The 21,990-nt window shown below is 67.3% G+C and carries 17 protein-coding genes and 1 other RNA gene; 2 read left to right on the top strand and 16 right to left on the bottom strand.

Annotated elements, in window-relative coordinates; genetic code table 11:
* Window positions 1–674: 674 nt before the first annotated feature.
* The 5 genes from CPBF1521_RS12555 to CPBF1521_RS12535 form a co-directional block, all read right to left on the bottom strand.
* The gene (locus CPBF1521_RS12555) at window positions 675–1,376 is read right to left on the bottom strand and encodes a hypothetical protein (RefSeq protein WP_235858447.1); all 702 of its coding nucleotides are present in this window, start codon (window positions 1,374–1,376) and stop codon (window positions 675–677) included.
* 215 nt (window positions 1,377–1,591) lie between these two features.
* Window positions 1,592–1,996, bottom strand: coding sequence for a response regulator (locus CPBF1521_RS12550; RefSeq protein ID WP_104584674.1), 405 nt, complete (start codon window positions 1,994–1,996; stop codon window positions 1,592–1,594).
* A 78-nt stretch (window positions 1,997–2,074) separates the two neighbouring features.
* On the bottom strand, window positions 2,075–2,557 hold the full coding sequence (locus CPBF1521_RS12545) for a hypothetical protein (protein WP_104584671.1): 483 nt from the start codon (window positions 2,555–2,557) through the stop codon (window positions 2,075–2,077).
* Between the two features lie 137 nt (window positions 2,558–2,694).
* The gene (recQ, locus tag CPBF1521_RS12540; protein WP_024939934.1) at window positions 2,695–4,491 is read right to left on the bottom strand and encodes a DNA helicase RecQ; all 1,797 of its coding nucleotides are present in this window, start codon (window positions 4,489–4,491) and stop codon (window positions 2,695–2,697) included.
* Window positions 4,492–4,733: 242 nt separating this feature from the next.
* The gene (locus CPBF1521_RS12535) at window positions 4,734–5,291 is read right to left on the bottom strand and encodes a Dps family protein (protein WP_102580821.1); all 558 of its coding nucleotides are present in this window, start codon (window positions 5,289–5,291) and stop codon (window positions 4,734–4,736) included.
* Window positions 5,292–5,381: 90 nt separating this feature from the next.
* Here CPBF1521_RS12535 and hrpA point away from each other — a divergent pair, with 90 nt between their 5' ends.
* Window positions 5,382–9,506: an ATP-dependent RNA helicase HrpA gene (gene hrpA / locus CPBF1521_RS12530; RefSeq protein WP_115677210.1), complete on the top strand. Its 4,125-nt coding sequence runs from the start codon at window positions 5,382–5,384 to the stop codon at window positions 9,504–9,506.
* Window positions 9,507–9,615: 109 nt separating this feature from the next.
* Here hrpA and CPBF1521_RS12525 read toward each other — a convergent pair.
* From CPBF1521_RS12525 to CPBF1521_RS12475, 11 genes are all read right to left on the bottom strand, one after another.
* Window positions 9,616–9,692, bottom strand: a non-coding RNA gene (locus tag CPBF1521_RS12525) — sX9 sRNA.
* Between the two features lie 62 nt (window positions 9,693–9,754).
* Entirely contained in the window at window positions 9,755–12,391 is a 2,637-nt protein-coding gene (locus tag CPBF1521_RS12520) for a TonB-dependent receptor (RefSeq protein ID WP_115677209.1), read from the bottom strand.
* A 102-nt stretch (window positions 12,392–12,493) separates the two neighbouring features.
* Entirely contained in the window at window positions 12,494–13,528 is a 1,035-nt protein-coding gene (locus tag CPBF1521_RS12515) for a glucokinase family protein (protein ID WP_115677208.1), read from the bottom strand.
* A gap of 326 nt (window positions 13,529–13,854) precedes the next feature.
* Window positions 13,855–15,372, bottom strand: a complete 1,518-nt coding sequence (locus tag CPBF1521_RS12510) for a PhoPQ-activated pathogenicity-related family protein (protein WP_115677207.1) — start codon at window positions 15,370–15,372, stop codon at window positions 13,855–13,857.
* Between the two features lie 64 nt (window positions 15,373–15,436).
* Window positions 15,437–15,949, bottom strand: coding sequence for a hypothetical protein (locus CPBF1521_RS12505; RefSeq protein WP_104584661.1), 513 nt, complete (start codon window positions 15,947–15,949; stop codon window positions 15,437–15,439).
* Between the two features lie 164 nt (window positions 15,950–16,113).
* Window positions 16,114–17,217 (bottom strand): pyrroloquinoline quinone biosynthesis protein PqqE, encoded by a 1,104-nt coding sequence (gene pqqE, locus CPBF1521_RS12500; protein WP_115677206.1) that lies wholly within the window; start codon window positions 17,215–17,217, stop codon window positions 16,114–16,116.
* The gene (gene pqqD, locus CPBF1521_RS12495) at window positions 17,214–17,492 is read right to left on the bottom strand and encodes a pyrroloquinoline quinone biosynthesis peptide chaperone PqqD (RefSeq protein WP_115677205.1); all 279 of its coding nucleotides are present in this window, start codon (window positions 17,490–17,492) and stop codon (window positions 17,214–17,216) included. The genes pqqE and pqqD overlap by 4 nt, the downstream gene beginning before the upstream one ends.
* Complete coding sequence (pqqC, locus tag CPBF1521_RS12490; RefSeq protein WP_115677204.1) at window positions 17,489–18,241, bottom strand: pyrroloquinoline-quinone synthase PqqC; 753 nt, start codon at window positions 18,239–18,241, stop codon at window positions 17,489–17,491. The genes pqqD and pqqC overlap by 4 nt, the downstream gene beginning before the upstream one ends.
* On the bottom strand, window positions 18,238–19,137 hold the full coding sequence (gene pqqB, locus CPBF1521_RS12485; RefSeq protein WP_104584653.1) for a pyrroloquinoline quinone biosynthesis protein PqqB: 900 nt from the start codon (window positions 19,135–19,137) through the stop codon (window positions 18,238–18,240). Before pqqB ends, pqqC begins: the two co-directional genes overlap by 4 nt.
* Window positions 19,138–19,203: 66 nt before the next feature.
* Window positions 19,204–19,284 carry a pyrroloquinoline quinone precursor peptide PqqA gene (gene pqqA / locus CPBF1521_RS12480; protein ID WP_002812057.1) on the bottom strand — a complete coding sequence of 27 codons (81 nt, stop codon included), beginning with the start codon at window positions 19,282–19,284 and terminating at the stop codon, window positions 19,204–19,206.
* The gene (locus CPBF1521_RS12475; RefSeq protein WP_147295459.1) at window positions 19,253–19,630 is read right to left on the bottom strand and encodes a hypothetical protein; all 378 of its coding nucleotides are present in this window, start codon (window positions 19,628–19,630) and stop codon (window positions 19,253–19,255) included. The genes pqqA and CPBF1521_RS12475 overlap by 32 nt, the downstream gene beginning before the upstream one ends.
* Here CPBF1521_RS12475 and CPBF1521_RS12470 point away from each other — a divergent pair.
* Complete coding sequence (locus CPBF1521_RS12470; RefSeq protein ID WP_181901235.1) at window positions 19,574–21,757, top strand: RelA/SpoT family protein; 2,184 nt, start codon at window positions 19,574–19,576, stop codon at window positions 21,755–21,757. The two genes, CPBF1521_RS12475 and CPBF1521_RS12470, sit on opposite strands and share 57 nt — an antisense overlap.
* The last annotated feature ends 233 nt before the right edge of the window (window positions 21,758–21,990 follow it).

Here is a 21,990-nt window from a genome sequence, read left to right as displayed (position 1 = left end):
TGATGGCGTGAAATACGCTGCAGCGGCCGCGCGCAACCGCGCCGCGTCGCCTGGCCCCGCAAGCGCGCGCGACGGCTGCAAGCGCGCTCGCGTGCATCTGCCTGCCGACGCAGCGGCTGCAATACAGGCGCGACCGAGCACGTGTTCGCCTGCCGGCGGCAAGCTGACAGGTCTGCAGCCGGAAGCGCAGGAACAGCAGCGACCAGCCACCTGCTAGGGAGAGGCTGGCAAACCAATGCATCCGACGGCGTCGCGCAAGCTCAGCCAAGGCGGATATCGGCACGGATCCAGCTGCAGGTTCGGGAATCTCGTAACGTCCGCTGGAGCGCAGGCGCAGTGGTCGCATGCCTATCAGATGGTTCGACGGCGCACTCGAGCGAGCCGCTGTGCGTGCGCACGACTGACTGCTTCGTCTGAAAGGCGCGCGCATCCACGCTGGTGGACGACCAACCAACCACGACCCAGGCGCGTCACGCGATGCCGGCGATGTTCCGGCGGGGGGCGTGCTCAGCGCCTCGCGAGTTGAACGGCCCAACAGGCCTCGCGTCCGGTGGCTGCAGTTTAAATGGGGCGTGCGGCACGTAAATCGGGACTGCGCCGACAGCGTGTCGGGTCAACCCCGACGATCGTCAAGCTGTCGGGCTGCGCTCGTCCCCGAGCGCAGCCGTGTCAGGTCAGGGGAAGGTCGCGCTGCAGCGGAAGCCGGCGCAGTCGATCTGCACCGTACTGCCGCCACTGCAGGCGGCGGTGAAACGCGTGGCGCTGTGTGCCTGCACCGTGCCGCAATTCAGGCCGCTGCTGATGCCCTGGGCGCGTGTGCTGGCCGATTCGGTGGACATCGCCGGGCCCGCAGGCGCAACCGTGGCTGCGACCTTGCTGGCCGGTGCTGCTGTGCCTGCCTGCACAGGCGGGGCGACCTCGCCTGCCAGCGGCAGCGTGACGGCTTCGCCGGGTGCACTTTCGGTGCCGGAGGCGGTTGCCGCGACGTGTGCGTTGTCGCCCTGTAACGGCTGGCCGCGGTCCTCGCGGTGGCGGTCGAAGCTCAGCGTCTGTCCGAATACCAGCTGGATCCAGCTCGGGTAGGTGTAGCCGGTGCCCTTGCTGTGATCGACGATGGCGCCGATCGCGCCGCCGATCAGGATGTTGCCCCAGATCCCGATGTTGGCGCGCGAGATGGAGCGACCGGCGGCATTGCGCTGACCGGGCAGCACGCAGCTGACCTCCAGGTCGCGCGAGGACCGGCGTACCTGCACGGTCTGTCCGGACTTCAGGGTGAACCGTCCCTTGTCGTTGCTGAGGGCGCAGTCGGCGCCAGCGATGAGGTGCCCATCGGCGGTCTTGGTATCCACACGGATGGGCTGGGTCGCGTCGTTCATGACCGTCGCGCAACCGCTCAACGCAGCCATGGCCATGGCTGCGGTCACTAGGTGTTTCATGTTGTCCCCTGGCGTAAGGCATGGTCGGGCCAGGCGGGCATGGCGCCGCGTCCCTGGCACAACCGTGTCGTGATCAATCCCCGTTGCCGACGCATCGCGTCGGCCGCCACTTCATACCGGGATTGTGGGTCGCCGTCCAGTCGCGACCCTCTACGTCAGGCGACCGGAGTGGGAAGTATCCGGTGCTTGGCCATCACGCTGCGGATCGCGCTCAGCAATTGCTCGGGGGTATAGGGTTTCTCGAGGAAGGCCACGCCATCCGGCAGGATCTCTTCCACATACTCCACCGCCAGCCCGGAGGTGAGCAGCACGGGCAGGTTGTAGGGGGCGTGCGCGGTCTTGAGCGCCAGATCCACGCCGGTCAGGCCGCCCGGGAAATGGATATCGGAAAACAGCACATCGACGCGCGGGTCGCTTTCGATCAGGGCCAGGGCCTCTTCGACCGAGCCGGCGCTGCGGCAGGTAAAACCATAGCTTTCCAGCACAAGGCAGCTGAGTTGTCGGGTGCCATCGCCGTCTTCGACGACGAATACAACTGGCCGTTCCTTGTTCTGTGACATGAGCACGTCTCGTAAGGCAGGCCACATTCTCAGCGATGCGGCAGTGAACCCTCTGTCAACGCAGACGGAGCCGTACGGTTACCAGCCGAACGGGCCAGGACCATAGCCGCCGGGGCCGTAGCGCGGCCCGAACAGCGGGCCTTCGCCGCGCCCGACACTGATGCTGACGCCGATCTGATGCGCTTTGCCGTCATCGTCGTAATAGGTCTTGCAGGAGTTCAGGTTGACCGCCTGCCAGTTGCTGTTGCCGCCGCGGTTGGAGTAGCCCATGCCGGTTTCGACCGCGCCATGCAGCTTGCCCTGGCATTGTTCGGCGCGTTCGGCCGCGAGCGAGGCCGCGCTGGGGCGGGTCAGCGCAGGCTTGGGGCCGCTCTTGTCGCCATAGAAGGTGCCCGGCGGGTCGGTGCTGTACGCGGGGTCGGAGCGGTACTGCACCGGGGCTTGCGGAACGCTCAGGTCCAGCGACTGCGCCGACCCCGGCTCGGCGCTGCGCTCGCCGGCCTGGGCGAGCGCGCTGCCGGCGGCAAACAGAGTGGCCAGGAGAAGCAGGCTGCGTTTCATCGGATGGACTCTACCAGGAGGGACTGACAGCGCGTGCCAGATCGCCTTGTGAAACTAGCAACGGCTGATTGAATGCGCGCTGTCGATTGCGCGGATTCTTATGCCGGCCCGTCACCGCGATGGCACACGCTGCTGCATCAGCCCTGCTCGCGCACGATCTCGATCAGCTGCGCCCCATAGCGGGCGAGTTTGCCGCCGCCGATACCGCCGACACGCGAGAGTGCGTCGATGCTGGTGGGCCGCTGTTCGGCGATATTGCGCAGCGTGCTGTCGTGGAAGATCACGAAGGCTGGCACGTTCTGCTCCTTGGCCAGCTCCGCGCGCAGGCCGCGCAGGGCGTTGAACAGCACCAGGTCCTGCGGCTGCACCGGCAGGCCGGTGCGTTGCGCGCTACGCTCGCGCCCGGCAGCCGGGTTCTCGCGGCGCATCATCACCTGGCGCTCGCCCTTGAGCACCTGGCGGCTGGCGTCGGTCAGGCGCAGGCCGCCATGGCCCTCGCTGTCGACCTCCAGCAGGCTGGCCGCCACCAGCTGGCGGAACACCCCGCGCCAGGTGCGCTCGTCCAGGTCGCGGCCGATGCCGTAGGTGCTCAGCTGGTCGTGGCCGAGCTGCTTGATGCGCTCGTTCTCGCTGCCGCGCAGGATGTCGATCAGGTGGCCGACACCGAAGCGTTGCCCGCTGCGGTACACGCAGCTGAGCGCCTTCTGCGAGGCCACGGTGGCGTCCCACGCGGCGGCGGGCGTCAGGCAGTTGTCGCAGTTGCCGCAGGGCTTGGGATAGGTCTCGCCGAAGCCGGCCAGCAACACCTGGCGGCGGCATTGCATCGATTCGCAGTAGCCGAGCAGGTGATCGAGCTTGGCGCGCTCCAGCCGCTTGCGCTCCTCGGCTGCTTCGCCCTGTTCGATCATCTGCTTGAGCAGCACCACATCGCCCAGGCCGTAGCAGAGCCAGGCCTCGGCCGGGTCGCCATCGCGGCCGGCGCGGCCGGTTTCCTGGTAATAGCCTTCAAGCGACTTGGGCAGATCCACATGCGCCACGAAGCGCACGTCCGGCTTGTCGATGCCCATGCCGAAGGCGATCGTGGCGGCCATGATGATGCCGTCCTCGCGCAGGAAGCGGCGCTGGTTTTCCGCACGCACCTCGGCCGGCAGGCCGGCGTGGTAGGGCAGGGCGTTGAAGCCTTGCGAGCACAGATACTGCGCGGTCTCTTCGACCTTGCGCCGCGACATCGCATAGACGATGCCGGCCGAGCCGCGGTGACGGCCCAGGAACTCCTGCAGCTGCTTGCGCGCGTTGTCCTTCTGCACCACGGTGTAGCGGATGTTGGGGCGGTCGAAGGAACTGACGAAGTGGCGCGCGTCGACCAGGTCCAGGCGCTCGGCGATCTCGCGCTGGGTCGGCGGGTCGGCGGTGGCGGTCAAGGCCATGCGCGGGATATGCGGCCAGCGTTCGTGCAAGACGGTGAGCTGGCGGTACTCGGGGCGGAAATCGTGGCCCCATTGCGAAACGCAATGCGCCTCGTCGATGGCGAACAGCGCGATGCGGCTGCGTTCCAGCAAGGACAGGAAGCGCTGGGTCAGCAGACGCTCCGGCGCGACGTAGAGCAGGTCAAGGTCGCCGGACAGCAACGCACGTTCGACCCGCTGGGCGTTTTCCGCGTCCAGCGTGGAATTGAGGAATTCGGCGCGCACGCCGAGCTGGCGCAAGGCCTCGACCTGGTCCTGCATCAGTGCGATCAGCGGCGAGACCACAATGCCGATACCGTCGCGCAACAGCGCCGGCACCTGGTAGCACAGCGACTTGCCGCCGCCGGTGGGCATCAGCACCAGGGCATCGTTGCCTGCCGCGACGTGTTCGACAATGGCTTGCTGTGGGCCGCGGAAGTCGTCGTAACCGAAGACGCGGCTGAGCAGTTCGTGGGCGGGGGAAGACATCCGCCTAGGATACCGCGCGGGTCAAGCCCTGGCCGGTGTCAGGCGGGCGGCGTTGCGCGACGGTGCGTCGGGGATTGCCGCGAGGTGAATGCCGGGGGACGTGTTCCGCGACGCGGAGAGGGCCGCAACCCGCCAAGTCAGGGGCGCGTCGAAGGCGCGGGGTGTGGCCGGCGATGGAGCAGGGGCCCAAGGTTCCGGCGCAGCGAAACCTTGGGCACACCCGCAGGGACCAGGCCCAGGGCTTACTGCAGCAGCGAGCGCAGCATCCAGGCGTACTTCTCGTGGGTCTGCAGGCGCTGGGTCAGCAGGTCCACGGTCGGGTCGTCGCCGGCATCGTCGGCGGTGCCCAGCACCTTGCGCGCGGTGCGGCAGACCGCTTCGTTGCCGCTGACCAGCTGGCGCACCATTTCACGCCAGTCGGCACTGTCGCTCAGCCCCTGTTCTTCCGGGATCGAGGTCAGGGCGACGAACTCGCTGTAGGAGCCCGGTGCGTTGTAGCCCAGGGCGCGGATGCGCTCGGCCACTTCGTCCAGCGCCGCCCACTGCTCGGTGTACTGGGTCTCGAACATGGTGTGCAGCGAGTTGAACATCGACCCGGTGACATTCCAGTGGAAGTTGTGGGTCTTCAGGTACAGGGTGAAGGCGTCGGCCATGTAGCGGGCCAGACCGTCGGAGATCTGCTTGCGATCACCGTCCTTGATCCCGATATCGATGTGTGGTGCCGATGCTGCGGCGACCGGCAGTGCGTCCAATGCTTCATTGATGACGACGGGCTTGTTGGCGTTCTTTTTCTTGGACATGGGAATGGTCCTCCTGAGGAAACAGATATCGGGTCACAATAGACAGGCTAAAGGATCCGCTGTCATTCAATCTTTCACATTTTTCGATCAATGAGCGCTATCGACACCGACCTTGCCAACACCTTGCGTGAGCGCCGCCGCGCCGTCGATGGCGCGATGAGTCGCGACCGTGGCCGGTTGCTCGGTCTATGGTCGCGCTGGCAGGGCAAGCCCGGCAACCCGCAGGTGCGCGAGGCCTTCGAGCAGGCGCTGGCAGCGTCGCAGGCGCAACGCCAGGCGCGTGCCGAGCAGCAGCCGGCCATCACGTTGGACGAGCAACTGCCGATCGCGCGCGAGGCCGAGCGCATCATCGCGCTGATCCGCGACCATCAGGTCGTCGTCATCGCCGGTGAAACCGGCTCGGGCAAGACCACCCAGCTGCCCAAGCTGTGTCTGGCGGCCGGGCGCGGCGCGGCCGGCATGATCGGCTGCACCCAGCCACGCCGGATCGCCGCGCGGGCGGTGGCCGCGCGCGTGGCCGAGGAGCTGAAGACGCCGCTGGGCACCACGGTGGGCTTCCAGGTGCGCTTTACCGACCGGGTCGGCGAGCAGTCGCGGATCAAGTTCATGACCGACGGCATCCTGCTGGCCGAGATCGCCAGCGACCGCTGGTTGTCGGCCTACGACACCATCATCGTGGACGAGGCGCACGAGCGCAGCCTCAACATCGATTTCCTGCTCGGCTATCTCAAGCAGCTGCTGCACAAGCGCTCCGATCTGAAGTTGATCGTCACCTCGGCCACCATCGACACCGAGCGCTTCGCCCGGCATTTCGACAACGCGCCGGTGATCGACGTGGAAGGCCGGACCTTCCCGGTCGAGGTGCGCTACCGGCCGCTCGAAGGCGAGGCCGACGACAGCGACGGCGACGGCGAGCGTGGCAATGGCCGCGATGGCGAGCGCACCGTCAACGATGCGATCGTGGCGGCGATCGACGAGATCACCCGCATCGATCCGCGTGGCGACGTGCTGATGTTCCTGCCCGGCGAGCGCGAGATCCGCGATGCGCACCAGGCGCTGGAACGGCGCAAGTATCGCGAAACCGAAGTGGTGCCGCTGTACGCGCGGCTGTCGGCGGCCGACCAGGACCGCGTGTTCAACCCGGGGCCGCGCCGGCGCCTGGTGCTGGCCACCAACGTGGCCGAAACCTCGCTGACGGTGCCGCGCATCCGGTATGTGGTGGATCCGGGCTTTGCGCGGATCAAGCGCTACAGCCCGCGCCAGAAGCTGGACCGCCTGCATATCGAGCCGATCTCGCAGGCCAGCGCCAACCAGCGCATGGGCCGCTGCGGCCGCATTGCCGAAGGCATCTGCTACCGCCTGTATGCCGAAGCGGATTTTGCCGCGCGGCCGGCATTCACCGACCCGGAAATCCGCCGCTCGTCCTTGTCGGGCGTGATCCTGCGCATGCTGCAACTGGGGCTGGGGCGGATCGAGGAGTTCCCGTTCCTGGAAGCGCCGGACGAACGCGCAGTCGCCGACGGCTGGCAGCAGTTGCTGGAGCTGGGCGCGATCGATGCCAATCGGCGCCTCACCGCCATCGGCCGGCAGATGGCGCGCCTGCCGGTGGACGTCAAGCTGGCGCGCATGCTGGTGGCTGCGCAACAGCACGGCTGCCTGCGCGAGATGATCATCATCGCCGCGTTCCTGGGTATCCAGGATCCGCGTGAGCGCCCGCCCGAAGCACGCGAGGCGGCCGACAATGCGCACACGCTGTTTGCCGATGCACGCTCCGAATTCGTCGGCATCCTGCGGTTGTGGGAGGCGTACCGGCAGGTGCACGAGGATCTCACCCAGTCCAAGTTGCGCGATTGGTGCAACCGGCATTTCCTCGGGTTCCTGCGCATGCGCGAATGGCGTGAGCTGCATCGGCAGCTGCGCCTGTTGTGCGAAGAGCTGGGGTGGAGCGAGGAGCCGGCCGCTGCGATGTTGGCGCCATTGCTGGCAGGTGCCAGCGCGCCTGCGCGCGAGGACGGGCACAACGCCAACCGGCCGACGCGCGGGCAGTTGCATCGCGCTGCGCGGCTGGCGCGCGAAGGCAAGCCGGATCCGAATGCGCCACCTACGCAAGCCACGTCCGCCGCTGCCGGCAAGCGTGCCGACCTTGCCGAGGCCTCGGCACGCATCAGCGAGCGCGAACGCGCGGCGGCGTATCAGGCCCTGCATCGTGCGCTGTTGGCCGGCCTGCCGACGCAGATCGGCCATCGCACCGAAAAAGGCGATTTTCTCGCCGCGCGGCAGCGCCGGTTCGTGCCGTTTCCCGGCTCGGCACTGGCACGCAAGCCGCCGCCGTGGATGCTGGCCGCCACGCTGCTGGATACGCAAAAAGTCTGGGGCATGACCAATGCCGCGATCGAGCCGGACTGGGCGATCGCCGAGCTGGGGCATCTGCTGGCACGCAAGCATTTCGACCCGCATTGGTCGCGTGCGCAGGGGCAGGTGGTGGCATCCGAGCAGATCAGCCTGTTCGGCCTGGTGCTGGCGCCGAAAAAGCCGGTCCACTTCGGCAAGATCGATCCGGCCGGCGCACACGACCTGTTCGTGCGCCAGGGCCTGGTCACGGGCGAGATCAATACGCGTGCGGCGTTCATCGCCGACAACCTCAAGGTGCTGGAGCAGGCGCGCGAGGAAGAAGCCAAGCTGCGCCGCGCCGGCATCGTCGCCGACGAAGACTGGCAGGCGCGCTGGTATCTGGATCGCATCCCGGCCGAGCTGCACTCGGCCAGCGGGCTGGATGCATGGTGGAAGACCTTGCCGCCGGACAAGCGCCGCAGCCTGCACTGGACGTTGAACGACCTGTTGCCGGGCGAAGGCAGCGAGGCCGACCGGTTTCCGAAGTATTTCCCGCTGGGCGATGCGCGGCTGCCCTTGCATTACCGCTTCGAGCCGGGCGCCATCGATGACGGGGTGACGGTGGATGTGCCGCTGCACCTGCTCAATGCGCTGGATCCGGCGCGGCTGTCGTGGCTGGCGCCGGGCTTCGTCGCCGATAAGGCATCGGCCCTGATTCGCAGCCTGCCCAAGGCGCAACGGCGCAACTATGTGCCGGCGCCGGATTTCGGGCGCGCGTTCTACGAGGCCTACAGCATTGCCTCGGCCGACGCTATCCGTGGCGAGCTGGCGCGCTTTCTGACCAAGGCCACCGGCACGCAGGTGGCGGCGCTGGATTTCGACGAAGAGTCGCTGGACACGCATCTGCTGATGAACCTGCGCCTGCGCGATGACGACGGCAAGGTACTGGCCGAGTCGCGCGACCTGGACGGATTGCGCGCACGCTTTGGCGAGCGTGCCGGCCAGGCCTTCGCCGCACGTGCGGGGCGCGCGCTGGCGGCCGAGGGATTGCGCGATTTTCCGTCCACGCCGATTCCCGAACAGGTGGCCGGCGAGGCCGGCGTGCCGGCGTATCCGGCGCTGGTGGACCAGGGCGAAGACGCGGCGCTGCGCATTTTCGCCGACCGCAACGAAGCGGCGCAGGCGCATCCGCGCGGCGTGCGCCGGCTGCTGGAAATCGCGCTGGCCGACAAGATCAAGCAGGCGCGCAAGCAACTGCCGGTGTCGCCCAAGACCGGCCTGCTGTACGCGGCGATCGAATCGCAGGAGCGGCTGCGCGGCGATCTGGTCGATGCCGCGCTCAACGCGGTGCTGGCCGATGGCCTGGGCGCGATACGCGACCCCGGTGCCTTTGCGCAGCGCCGCGACGAGGCCGGCAAGCGCCTGTTCGGCGAGGCGATGGAACGGCTGACGCTGGCCGAAAGCATCCTTGGCGCCGTGGCCGAACTCAAGCCGCTGCTGGAGGCGCCGTTGATGGGCTGGGCGCGCGGCAACCTGGACGATATGGAACAGCAGCTGCGCGCGCTGGTGCATGCCGGCTTCCTGCGCGAAACACCGGCCGAGGCACTGGCCAGTTATCCGCGCTATCTCAAGGCGATGATCCTGCGGACCGAGCGTGCCAAACGCGATCCGGCCCGCGACCAGGCACGCATGCTCGAACTCAAGCCGTTCGTGGATGCATTGGACCAGGCGGCCGCGCGCGGGTTGCAGCAACGTGATGAATGGCAGTCGCTACGCTGGGACCTGGAGGAATTGCGTGTGTCGGTGTTCGCGCAGGAGCTGGGCGCCAGGTCGGGCGTGTCGGCGAAGAAGTTGTCGCAGCGGGTGGCGGCGTTGCGCAACTGAGTGGTGCTGGACGCGCTGGTGACGGCGGCTTGCCGTCCTCACCAGCGCGCTGCATCAGCGCAGGTCCTGGCATCGATCGGCCGCCCAGGCCGAGCGCCGCGTTTGACGCGACTAACGAAACGTAGTGGGCAGTGGCCGGCTGGGCGTGGACGGCGCGCCCGGAGCCGGCGTGTACGAGGTGTACGTGCCGATTCCGAGCACGGGCCGCGCCTGCCTGGCGGCGAGCGCAGCCGTTTTGCCAGCCGCTGCTAGAACTTCATGTGCAGGCTCGCCATATAGCGGCGCCCGCTCCTGTAGCGACCGGCCAGGTGGTCGGTGTCGCCGAGATACTGCAGGTATTGCTCGTCCAGCAGGTTCTGCGCGTCGATCTGCAACGACCAGTTCGGACTGAACGCATAGCCGATGCTCGCGCCGAGTTCGGCATAGTCGTCCACGCTTGCCGGCGCGGCGCCGGCCACGTAACCGCCGGCCAGGTAGCTGTCGCGCCAGTTGTAGGTCAGCCGCGCGTTGAGCGGGCCCTTTTCGTAGTACGGGCTGACTGCCACGCTGTTGCGCGACTGATAGGGCAGGGCATCGCCGGTGTTGTTCTGCCCATTGGCGTAGGTGTAGTTGGCGGTCAGGCCGAAGCCGCTGTCGCCGAACGGCTGCTGGAATGCGATGTTGAAGCCCTTGACCTTGCCATCGCCGGCGTTGCGTGGCCGCTGGATGCTGTAATCGCAGTAGCCATCGGCGGTGCAACCGTTGCTGCCGAGCAACTGCGCCCAGCTTTGCGGCGCGGTATCGCGTAGCGCGTTGTACTGGCGTTCCACGCTGGCGCTGGTATCGATGTAGTTGTCGATCTTCTTGTAGAACAGCGACCACGCCACCACCGACTGCTGGGCAAAGTAATACTCGGCCGACAGGTTGAAGTTCCAGGATTCGTACGGAGACAGCTCGGCATTGCCGCCGCTGCCGGTCAACGTGGTGTCGTTGAGGAAGGTGTTGTTGACCATCTGGTTGTACGGCGCCCAGGCGATCACCTTGGCCGCGGCAAACCGGAACACCCAATCGTCGGCGGCCTCGTAGGCCAGCGTGAGCGAGGGCAGCAGGAAATCCTCCTTGCGCGTGCGGGTCTGCCACAGGCTGTCGGCGTTCTGCAGGGTGGGCGTGCCGCTGTAGACGAAGCCGCTGCCCTCGGTTTTCGAATCCACATAACGCAGCCCGAGATTGCCGCGCAGGCCGCCGCCGGAGAAATTCAGCTGGGCATAGGCGGCGTTGTTGGTCTGCTGCAGCGCCCAGGTGTTGTTGAGGTAGCTGGCCGGGTCTGGCGCGCCGTAGTCGACCGGGCTGTTGCGGATCCAGTCCAGCACGTTGTTGCGGCCTGCCTGCACATGCCGGCCGTGGTCGGGATGGAACTCCTGCAGGTCGGTGAGCCCGATGGTGCGCACATCGGCCAGCGTGCCTGGCGTCACGCCGCCATAGACGTTGAGCTCGAAGCGCTCCTCGTGCTTGCCATGACGCACGCCCAGTAGCAGTTGATTGAACACGCTGTCGAACTGCAGATTCAGGTCGAGCTGGCCGTAGGTATCCTTGCTTTCGGTGGAAAAGATGCCGTTATTGCCGAACCAGCCGCCAGCCGAGCCCCAGTTGGCCGGATCACGCGCACGCGCCGGGTCGTCGAAGCGGATGCCGCGCCGCGTGTCCCAGCTGAAGCCGCCGTTGTAGAACGGTTCGATGAAATACTGCGACAGATCCTTGTTCTCGGATCTGCTTTGGCCCAGCTGCCCATTCAATCCCCAGCCATCGCCGCGAAACGCGCCGCGCAGGTCCAGGCCCTTGGTGGTCACTTCCGATTCGCGCACATTGTTGTCGTAGATCACGGTGCCGCCGAGCGGGTCGGCATTGGCGCCGGAATGCCCGCTGGTCACCACGCCGTTGCGCAGGCCGCCGAGTTGGTCCACTGCCGCCACGGTGCCGGCATTCCAGGTCAGGAAGCTGTACATCGACTGGTTGTAGTTGTCGAAGTTCTCGTTGATGTACAGGCCGCTGAGGTTGAATTCCAGCGCCTCGCTGGGCTTGAGCTGCAGGTTGACCACGGCGCTGTCGCGCTCGCGATCCTGCTGGAACCAGGCCGCGTTGATCGAGTTGGGCACGTCCGCATCGGCGGGCACGCCGGCTGCGGCATTGGCAAATGTGCTGGCCGGCGCATAGCCGAACACTTCCATGCCGCGGCGATCGACGCGCTCTTCGTAATGCTGCGCCGATACCGCGATGCCGAAGGTGTCGGCCGCGTTCTTCCAGCTATACAGCAGCGCGGCATTCGGTTTTCCTTCGCTGGCCTGTGCGCTGTAGCTGTAGCCGATGGATGCGGCCACCTCGTTGACGTCCAGGTCCAGCGGCTGCCGGGTGTGCATCAGCACCGTGCCGCCCAGGCTGCCCTCGGTCAGGCGTGCTTCGGAGGATTTGAGGATTTCCGCACGGCCCAGGATCTGCGGCGCCAGCAAGGTGTAGTCGAATCCGCGGCTGGGTTGCTCGCCGTAGAGCCAGATCGCCTGTGCCACCGGGTGGCCGTCCAGGAAGGACAGATTGAGGCTGGGGTCGGTGCCGTCGATGCTGACGCGCTCGCCCTGGCCGAAGCGCCGGTCCAGGGTGACACCGGGAATCTGCGACAGCGCCTCGGCCACGTTGGTGCTTGGAAACTTGCCGATGTCTTCGGCGGTGATCGCTTCGGAAATGCCGGCGTTGTTGCGTTTGGTGTCGAGCGACTTTTCCAGGCTGGCACGGATGCCGACCACCTGCACGGCGTCCAGGTCGGTGGCCTGGCGGTCGACCGTGTCCTGGGCTTGCGCAGTGAATGCCAGCGACAACGCGATCGCGCTGGACAGCAGGGTGATGCTGTATTTCATGATGTCTCTCCTCATCACGCACAGGGAAGGACGGCGGGCTGCTGCTCGCCGGATGCGGGGTCTTGCAGACGCGCGCTCGGGACCGAGCGCGTGGTGGATCGCTTACGACAGGTCAGCGTGGTGTTGCAGATACCAGTTGGCCGCGCCAAGCACGCCCAGTTGCCCGTGCTCGACCAGCTTGACCGGGATGCGTTCGAGCACCGCGCGCATGCGGCCTTTGGCCAGAAAGCGTTCGCGGAAAGCGCTGTTCTGCAGGAACGGCCCGATCGTCGGCAAGAAGCCGCCAGCCAGATAGATGCCGCCGGCCGCGCCGTAGGCCAGCGCCATGTCGCCGACCGCGCTGCCCAGCACGGCGCAGAAGATCTGCAGGCACTCGCGTGCCAGCGCATCGTCTTCGTGCAGCGCGGCATGCGTGATCGCGGCCGGCAGCCGATGGCGCGGGGTGGCGCCATGCAGTTCGCACGCGGCGTTGTACAGGTGCAGCAGGCCGGGCCCGGACAGCACATGCTCGAGTGGCAGATAGCGCTCGCCACGCAGCAGGATCCGCAGCACCTGCAGTTCCATCTCGTCGTTGCTGGCCAGGGCGACCTGGCCGGCTTCGGTGGCGAGCACGATCGGCCGCGGCCTGGCATCGATCCAGACCGCCGCACCCAGCCCGGTGCCGGGGCCGACCACCAGGATCGGGCCGGTGGCGCGCGCATGCCGCGGGGTCGGCCCGCTCAGTTGCAGCGCGGCGCGTTGCTCCATCAAGGGGGCGGCGTAGGCCACCGCTTCGAAATCGTTGACCAGGTGCACGCTGGGCACGGCGAGCGCGGCGCGCATGCGGCCAGGCGAAATCGTCCATGGCAGGTTGTTGCTGATGAAGCTGCCATCGTCCAGTGCGACCCCGGCACTGGCGATCACCACGGCTTCGACATCGCGTCCGGTCTGCAGGAAGTCGGCAAGGATGGCGTCCAGACTGGCGTGTTCGGCGCAGCGGTAGGTGCGGTAATGCGCCAGCTCGGCTGCAGCGTTGTCCGCCTGCGCGATGTGGCCGACCCGCACATGCGTGCCACCGACGTCGGCCGCGATGAAGCCGGTGGCAACCGGTGCGGTGGGCAGGCCGGTAGCGAGAGCAGAACGCGAAGTCGCAGCCACGTGCAGTCCTTTGGGTTCGTCCGGTCGGCCAATGCGATCGGCGAGTAGCGGCCTGTGTAGAAGTTGGTGACAACGATGTCAATGGTTCAGTCGGGTTGGATCGATCTTGTTGGCAGGCTCAAGTGCAGGATCGCCCGATTCAGCGCTGTCTGCGCGGAAGTGATTGCGCAGTGCGGAAGGCGCGCGCGGGTCACTCCTGGTCTGCGACGGTGGCGTTCGTCGCCATCTGGACGCTGGGCCATCATGGACATCCACATCCACATCCACATTTGATGCCGACATTCGATACCGACAGCTGGTTGTCAGCTGCCGGAAGAGTCGCCCACTCAGCGCGCAGTCGCCGCAGAGGCAGCGCCCGGCAAGGTGCTGCAGGCCGCGCCGTCGGTGGGTGGTGCCTGCGTCGGGTACTGCTGCTTGCCGAGCACATAGGTCTGGCTGGTGGCGACGAAGCCGTCCGCGTAGGTGGCCTCGATGAAGTACGCGCTCCAGCCGGCCTCGGGCATCCGTACCGGTACCGACACGGTGTTGCCGCGTGCAGGCGTGATCGACGTGGCGCTGTAGCGAATGCCGCAGGCATGGCGGAAGTCGCGCGCCACCGGGTTGCTCGCCTGCCACAGGCGCAACTGCGCAGGGCGCTCGGAGGAGTGGAAGCGGAGCTGCGGGTGTTCGCCTGCGCGCAGCGAATCGCGCACCTTTGGCAGCGCGCGTTGCTGCTGCAGCCGGGTCACGAAGGGCACCAGGCTGTCGACGATGAAGGCGCGGATGCCGTTATGCGCGCTGTTGGGCACCATGCGCAGCGCCTTGCTGCCGGGCAGCGCGTTGTAGAAGAACCGCGTGTTGTCCGGCAGGAAAAAATCGTCGCCACTGGCATTGACGATGTACTTGGGCACGGCCAGGCGTTTGCGCTGCGGCGTGTGCAGATAATGCAGCGGGTCCTGCAGTTGCACCAGTTGCGCAAAGGCCGGCGTGTGCAGCTGCGTGGTGATGCCCTGCCTGGCATAGGCGTTGAATGCGATCGGCCAGTTGCCGCCATAGCTCCGGTACATGTGCTCGAGCACCGCCGGCAGATTGAGGATGTCGATCACCAATGGCACCACGGCCTCCACGCGCGCATCGGCAATGGTGGCATGCCAGCTCGCCCAGCCACGCTTGGAGGCACCGGCGAGGATGAAGCGATGAATCTGCAACGGCGCCAACTCGCGTTCGGCCAGGCTCATGGTGCGCGCGATGGCGGCGGCCATCGGCACATGCAGCGGCAGGGTCTTGCGTTGCTGCGGCGATGCCAGAAACAGCGACCAGCTGTAGGCGACGCTGTCGTCCTCGCGGCGCGGCGTGCCGTCGTTGCGATAGGTCAGCGCCTGGCTGGGGATATCGCCCAGCGCGATCACCACGGTGCGGCTGCGCTTTGCCAGCGTCGCCAGGGCCTCGGGCGACAATTCGCTGGACGGCTGCGGCGCGCCGCCATCGGCTGGATGACGGGTGCCATTGGTGGAGAGCAACAGTGCACGCGTCGGCAGCGCATCCGTGGGGACATAGATCGCGACATCGTGTTGCCAACTGGCCGGCTGCACCAGTGCCTCGGGCGACCATTGCTGCGAGGTCAGCAGGTAATCGCGCCGCTCGACGCCGGCCACCGTGCGGGTGGCCACACGCCGGTAGACCAGCGGCTGGCGTTCGATGGCATCGTGATAGCACACCAGCGCCTGGTCGATGCCGACCTCGGGCGCGTCGGCGCACTGCTGCGCTGACAGGGCGACTGCAGGGGCCGCGCCTGCAGGCGCAGCACCTGCAAACCAGCCCAGCGACGCCAGCAACACCAGGCTGCAACGTGTCATCGACCGCATGCGTGTTCTCCCAGTGGCGTGGGTGCGCCAGCCCGCTGGCGGGCCGCGCAGTGCCCGGTCGGGCTTACTTGATCCGGCGGACCTTGGCCTGGGTGTTGTAGCCCTCGATCTGCAGATACCACACGCCGACCAGACCCGGCTTGATCTTGACCTTGGGCGCGGTCTTGCGCACGCCCGACAACGTGGCGGCGTCGGTCTGCTCCCAGTCCTGGCCATTGGCGAGCGTGTAGACGCGCCCGGTCGAAAAACCCTTGAACTCGCCAACGATGTTGCTCTCGATCGGCTCCTTGCTGCCGAAATCGAAGAAGCCGCGGTTCTTGACGATCACTTCCTGGCGGCCGGCTTCCTTGGCCTGTTCGACCACGACCGCAGCTTCCTTGGCGACCTTGCCCTGCAGCCAGTCGTTGAGCGCGGCCAGTTCGCCGGCATCGAGCTTGTCCAGGCCGGCCGCCTTGAACTGTTCGGCGCTCATCTGCGATTGCAGGTCGCCCTGCACCGCGCGCTGCGCCAGGGCCGGGGTGGCGTTCAGGGCAAGGGTCAGGCAGACCAGCAATGGAATGCGGCGCGCGAGCGACATGGAAGCCATCCAGAAGACGAAGAGGCCGCTAGTGTAGACGCTGGAGCGCAGCGTGCAGCCTGAGACCACAGGTGCTGATGCGTGCGGGACAGCCCCAGGCCGCCTCGCACAGCGTGGAGACACCACCAGGGTGTGGGGGCGCTCCGCCACCGGCGACGTAAGGTCTACGCGGGCACTTTCGCACGCTCGGGACGGCGGTAGACCAACTCCGGTGCCGGCGCTGCAGCTTCGCGTTCGGCGGTGGCGCGCACCTCGGCATGCCGCGGCGAGCGTTCGCAGACCGGGTCCAGCGTGGCGGCATCGCCACTGAGCGCCAGCGCCTGGCAGCGGCAGCCGCCCCAGTCGATCTCGCGCTTGGGGCAGCCCTGGCAGACCTCGGGCATCCACGCGGTGCCGCGGAAGCGCACGAAGGCCTCGCCATTGTTCCAGATGTCGGCCAGCGAACGCTCGCGCAGGTTGTCAAAGCGCATGCCGTCGATGGTTTCGGCCGCGTGGCAGGGCAGCACGTCGCCGCGCGGGGAGATGTTGACGAAGCGCTGGCCCCAGCCGCCCATGCACGGCTTGGGCTGGCGGGCGTAGTAATCGGGGGTGACGAAGTCGATCGCCAGGCGGTCGCCGAGCTCGCGGCGGGCGGTTTCCACCGCGTCAATCGTGGCCATCAGCTGCGCGCGGCTGGGCATCAGCGCGGCGCGATTGCGCAGGCCCCAGCCGTAGTACTGGGTGTGCGCCACTTCGATGCGTTCGGCCTGCCACTCCAGCGCCAGCGCGATCATGCCGGGCACGCGCTCGGCGTTATGGCGATGCAAGACCGCATTGAGCGTCAGCGGCAGGCCGCGCGCACGTACGGCGGCGGCAAACGCGCGCTTCTTCGCCAGGCTGTTGCGATAGCCGGCGATACGGTCGGCACCGGCCGGGTCGACATCCTGCACGCTCAGCTGCACATGCTCCAGTCCGGCCGCCTGCAGCTGGTCCAGCATCGGCTCGCCGCCGGCTACGCCGGAGGTGATCAGGTTGCTGTACAGCCCGAGCGCGCGTGCGTGCGCCACCAGCTCGGGCAGGTCCTTGCGCAGCATCGGTTCGCCACCGGAAAAATGCGCCTGCAGCACGCCCATGTCGGCAGCCTGCTGCAGCAGCGAGCGCCAGCCGGCAGTATCCATTTCCTCGCGCAGCGCCGCCAATGCGATCGGGTTGGAGCAATACGGGCAGGCCAACGGGCAGCGATGGGTCAGTTCCAGCAGCACCGACAGTGGTGGCGGGGCGATGGTCATAGCCGCAGCAGACGCTTTTGATGCAGCGTGTTGGTGAGTTCGATCACATCAACTTCGATATCGGCCGCGTCGGCATCGAATTCGCCCGCCAGTTCCTGCGCGATCTGCGCCAGCGAGCGCGCACCGTCGTAGCGCTGCGCCACCACCAGTGCGATCTCGTCCAGCTCGACCACCCGTTCCGGCGCCAGCAGCACCCATTGGTCGCGCGCGCGGTCGTGCTGCAGGCGCACGCCTGCGCGCAGGGCCGGCTGGCTGTCGCGGGTGATGCTGCTCACGCCGCGGCCCGGCTGGCGTCGCGGTCGGGCACGAATGCCTCCGGCCACACGATGCCCGGGGCGACGTAGGCCACGTGCAATGCGTCCAGTTGCGCCCACAGCACCGAGCACTTGAAGTGCAGCGCGGCCTTGACCAGGCCCTGTTTCTCGACGGTATCGGCGTGCTGCTTGACGTAGTCCAGCGCAAAATCCGAATCACGGGGCGCTTCGGTCAGGCGATGCTCGAAATAGGCCAGCGCTTCGGGCGAGACGAAGTCGTAATGCTTGAGCATGCCGGCCACGCGCCGGCCGATGATGTTGGGGGCGAACAACTCGGTCAGCGAGGAGGCGATCGCTTCGAGCAGGCTTTTTTCGCGCACGAACTGCAGATAGGCCTGCACCGCGAACCGGGTGCCGGGCAGCAGCGCACGGCCGGATTCCACCAGCGTGCGGTCCAGGCCGAGCGCGTCGGTCAGGTGCAGCCAACGGGCAATGCCGCCATCGCCGGGGCTGTTGCCGTCGTGATCGAGGATGCGTTGCCGCCAGATCCGCCGCAACGCCGGGTCGTCCATGCGCGCCAGGATCGCGGCGTCCTTCAATGGAATGCAGCGCTGGTACTCGAAGCGGTTCAGCGCCCAGGCCTGGACCTGGCCACGATCGAGCTTGCCCTCGTGCAGCAGCGCGTGGAAAGGATGCTGGTCGTGATACAGGCGGGCGCCGATGGCGCGCAGGTCCGCCTCCAGCTGGTCCGGGGTGAGCAGGGTGGTCACAGGGTGATCTCCAGGCCGTCGTAGGCGACGTCCCAGCCGCTGGCACGCGCACTGGCGTACTCCGGCGAATGGATGTCGAGCACGGGATTGGTGGTGTTGAGATGGATGAAGATCTTGCGCGCCACCTCCAGCGGGGCGAACGCGGCAATCGTGCCGTCGGGGCCGTCGATGCTCATGTGGCCCATGCGCTGGCCGGTCTTCTGGCTGATGCCCAGTTGCACCATCTCGTCGTCGCGCCACAGCGTGCCGTCGAAAAACACCAGCTCGGCGCCTTGCAGGCGCGCGCGCAAGGCATCGGTCATCGCCGCGCAGCCGGGGATGTAGTGCACGCGGTGCTGGCCATCGTCGATGGTCAGCCCGAGGGTTTCTTCATTGGAGCCGGCCAGGTCGCCGCCGCTGCGCGATTCCATGAACAACGGCACCTTGCCGGGCACCGAGAAGGGCGTCAGCTGCAGGCCCAGCAGCGATAGTGGCGTCTCCAGCGCAAACGGCTGGCGCTGCACGTAAGCCGGATTGACTGCATCGAAGATGGGGTTCTGCGACAGCAGGTCCAGCACGCGGCGGCTGGCATGCAGCGAGAACGCCTGGCTCTCGCGCATCGACAGCAGCCCGGCGATATGGTCGATCTCGCCGCTGGTCAGCAACACCGCTTCGATCGGTGAATGCCGCAGACCGCGTTGCGGCCAGAGCGCGGGCGTTGCGAGGAGTTGTTGACGGAAATCGGGTGAGGCGTTGATCAGGACCCAACGTTGGCCATCGGCGCTGACGGCGATGCTGGCCTGGGTACGACGTTGGGCACCGTCGGCTTGTTGCCATGCCCGCCGGCTGGCGGGTGTGTGGCAATTCCACTGCGGGTGCCCACCGCCGGCCGCCGATCCCAGAACGATGATGCGCATGGAGAACTGTTACCTATCTGCCGGCAATCGCCGGTCATGCATCGGGAGGAAGGGCGGCAGGTGCGCTCAGAATTCGCCGGAGACGTAGCAGTTGATCTCGGCGCCACAGTTGACTTCACGAACGACAGGCTTCTTCCAGGTCTTCATCGGCTACCTCGCAGTTGGTTGGAATGACGTGGCCGCGGCAGGACGCAGCGGCAACGCCAATGGAGGATAGGCAGGCGGTCTGGGCGAGTTGTAAAAAGCATGTAAAAAGCCGATTGACCGTGCTGATCGGCTTGCGGCGCTGCAGCAATCCCGGCCCGCAGCGGTTGCGAATCAAGACCTTGGCGGGTGAACCGACCATAAGCGCAGGCGCGTGCCGTTGCGCCGACCACGGCGCACTGCGCGTTGTGGAGAAGGTGACGCGCACGTTACCGTAGCTGTCAGCCCCTTGTTGTTGCCGATCGCCGTGTCCACCGCTGTGACCAGTTCCTCTTTCGAGCGCCTGCATGCCTTGCTGCAGCGTCCTGCCCTCGCATCGATCGCGCCAGACCTGCGTGACGCGCTGGCGCAGGCCTGGCAGCAGCTGCCAGCGCCGAGCGAGGACGTGCCCTGGGCGCTGCTCGCCGACACGCTGGACGCGTTGGGGTTGCTGGCGGCCGACGAGGCGACCCTGATTGCGGCACTGTTGTTCGACCTGCCGGCGCTACGCGGCGCGATCGCCGGCCTGCCGTGGCAACCGGCCGAGCGCCGTGTGGCGGTGGAAGGGCTGCTGGACGGGCTGGATGCGGCCGACCAGGTCTGGGCCCTGCACGCCGGTCGCGAGGCCGGGCGCAACAGCGAAGGCCTGCGGCGGCTGTTGCTGTCCATCATCCACGACCTGCGGGTGGTGCCGATCCTGCTGGCGCGGCAGTTGGCGCGCATGCGCGTGGCCGACCGCCTGAGCGAAGAGCAGCGCCGCGCACTGGCCCAGCTCACCCGCGACATCCATGCGCCGCTGGCCAACCGGCTGGGCATCTGGCAGGTAAAGTGGGAGCTGGAAGACCTGGCGTTCCGGCATCTGGAGCCGGAGACCTACCGCCGCATCGCCCGCGAGGTGGACGAAACCCGCGTGGCGCGCGAGCGCTATCTGGACGCGGTCAAGCGCACCCTGTCGACGACGCTGGCCCAGCAGGGCCTGCGCGCAGAGGTGAGCGGGCGGCCGAAGCACATCTACAGCATCTGGCGAAAGATGCAGAAGAAGCGCCTGTCCTTCGACCAGCTGTACGACATCCGCGCGGTGCGGGTGATGGTCGATGACGTGGCCGCCTGCTATGCCGCCCTGGGGGCGGTGCACTCGCTGTGGGCACCGGTGCCGAGCGAGTTCGACGATTACATCGCCCGGCCCAAGGCCAACGACTACCGCTCGCTGCATACCGCGGTGGTCGGCCCGGAAGGGCGCACGATCGAAATCCAGATCCGCACCCACGAGATGCACGCGCAGGCCGAGCTTGGCGTGGCCGCGCACTGGAAATACAAGGAAGGCGGCAAGGGCGGCGAAAAAGCCTTCGACCGCAAGATCCTGTGGATGCGCCAGTTGCTGGAGCAGGTGCAGGAAGGCGACCACGGCGAACTGGCCGGTGCGCTGGACGCCGAGCTGATCGAAGACCGCGTGTATGCACTGACCCCCAAGGGCGAGGTCATCGACCTGCCGCAAGGCGCCACGCCGCTGGATTTCGCCTATCACGTGCACACCATGGTCGGGCATCGCTGCCGCGGCGCGCGCGTCAACGACCGCATCGTGCCGCTGACCTACCGGCTGCGCAGCGGCGACCGGGTGGAGATCATGACCGCCAAGGAGGCCGACCCACGCCGCGACTGGTTGCTGGCGTCCAATGGCTTTCTGGCCAGCGGGCGCTCGCGCGACAAGGTGCGCGCGTGGTTCCACAAGCTCGACCGCGCGCGCAACGTACAGGCCGGCAAGGACCTGCTCGATCGCGAGCTCAAGCGGCTGGGCCTGCAGCATGCCGACCTGGGCGTGGCCACGCGCAAGTTCCACGCCGAGAATGTCGACGATCTGTACATCCAGGTGGCGCTGGGCGATACCGGGCCCAACCAGGTCAGCCGCGCCCTGCTGGAGGCCGAACGGGCCGCCTCGCAGCCCGCGGTCCCGGCGCCACCGCGGCCCACCGCGCGCCGCGAGGGCTTGGGTAAATCCAAGTTCACCGTGCAGGGCGTGGGCAATCTGCTGGTGCAGCTGGCGCGCTGCTGCCAGCCGGTGGCGGGCGAGCCGATCGCCGGCTATCTGACCCGCGGCCGCGGCATCACCGTGCACCGCACCGATTGCGCGGCACTGTCGCGTCTGGCCGCGGCGCATCCGCAGCGGGTGTTACCGGTGGAGTGGGGCCAGGCCGGCAGCGGCTACGAGGTGGATGTGCAGGTGCGCGCGGTCGACCGCCGCTGGCTGCTCAAGGACATCACCAACCTGATCGCGCAGGAGGACGCGCACGTGCTGGAAATCAACAGCGACAACGTGCGCGACACCGGCAGGGCGCAGCTGCGCCTGCGCCTGAAGGTCAGCGATTACGGCCAGCTGTCCAGCCTGCTTGGCAAGCTGGACGCGCTGCCCGGCGTCAACGAGGTGCGGCGACTCGGTTGAGTGCGCCGCCGCTCGCCGGCGCCAATCGCTTTGGAACAGACCGCACCCACAGCAAGCGAGGGGTGCTCGCCTGACGATTCCCGATTCCCGATTCCCGAATCCCGAATCCCGAATCCCCCAAGCCCACATCGTCTTCGCAGCAGACAGCTACCATGACCCGGTGAACGCGTCCCCCTCAGGTCGCGCCAAGGACGGACGCCACCGCATGTTCCCGCTTCCGCGCTGGGCCCGAT

This window comes from Xanthomonas euroxanthea (assembly GCF_900476395.1).
GTDB lineage: Bacteria > Pseudomonadota > Gammaproteobacteria > Xanthomonadales > Xanthomonadaceae > Xanthomonas > Xanthomonas euroxanthea.
Note: the sequence above shows the minus strand (reverse complement) of the source record. Positions and strands in the feature narration are given on the sequence as shown.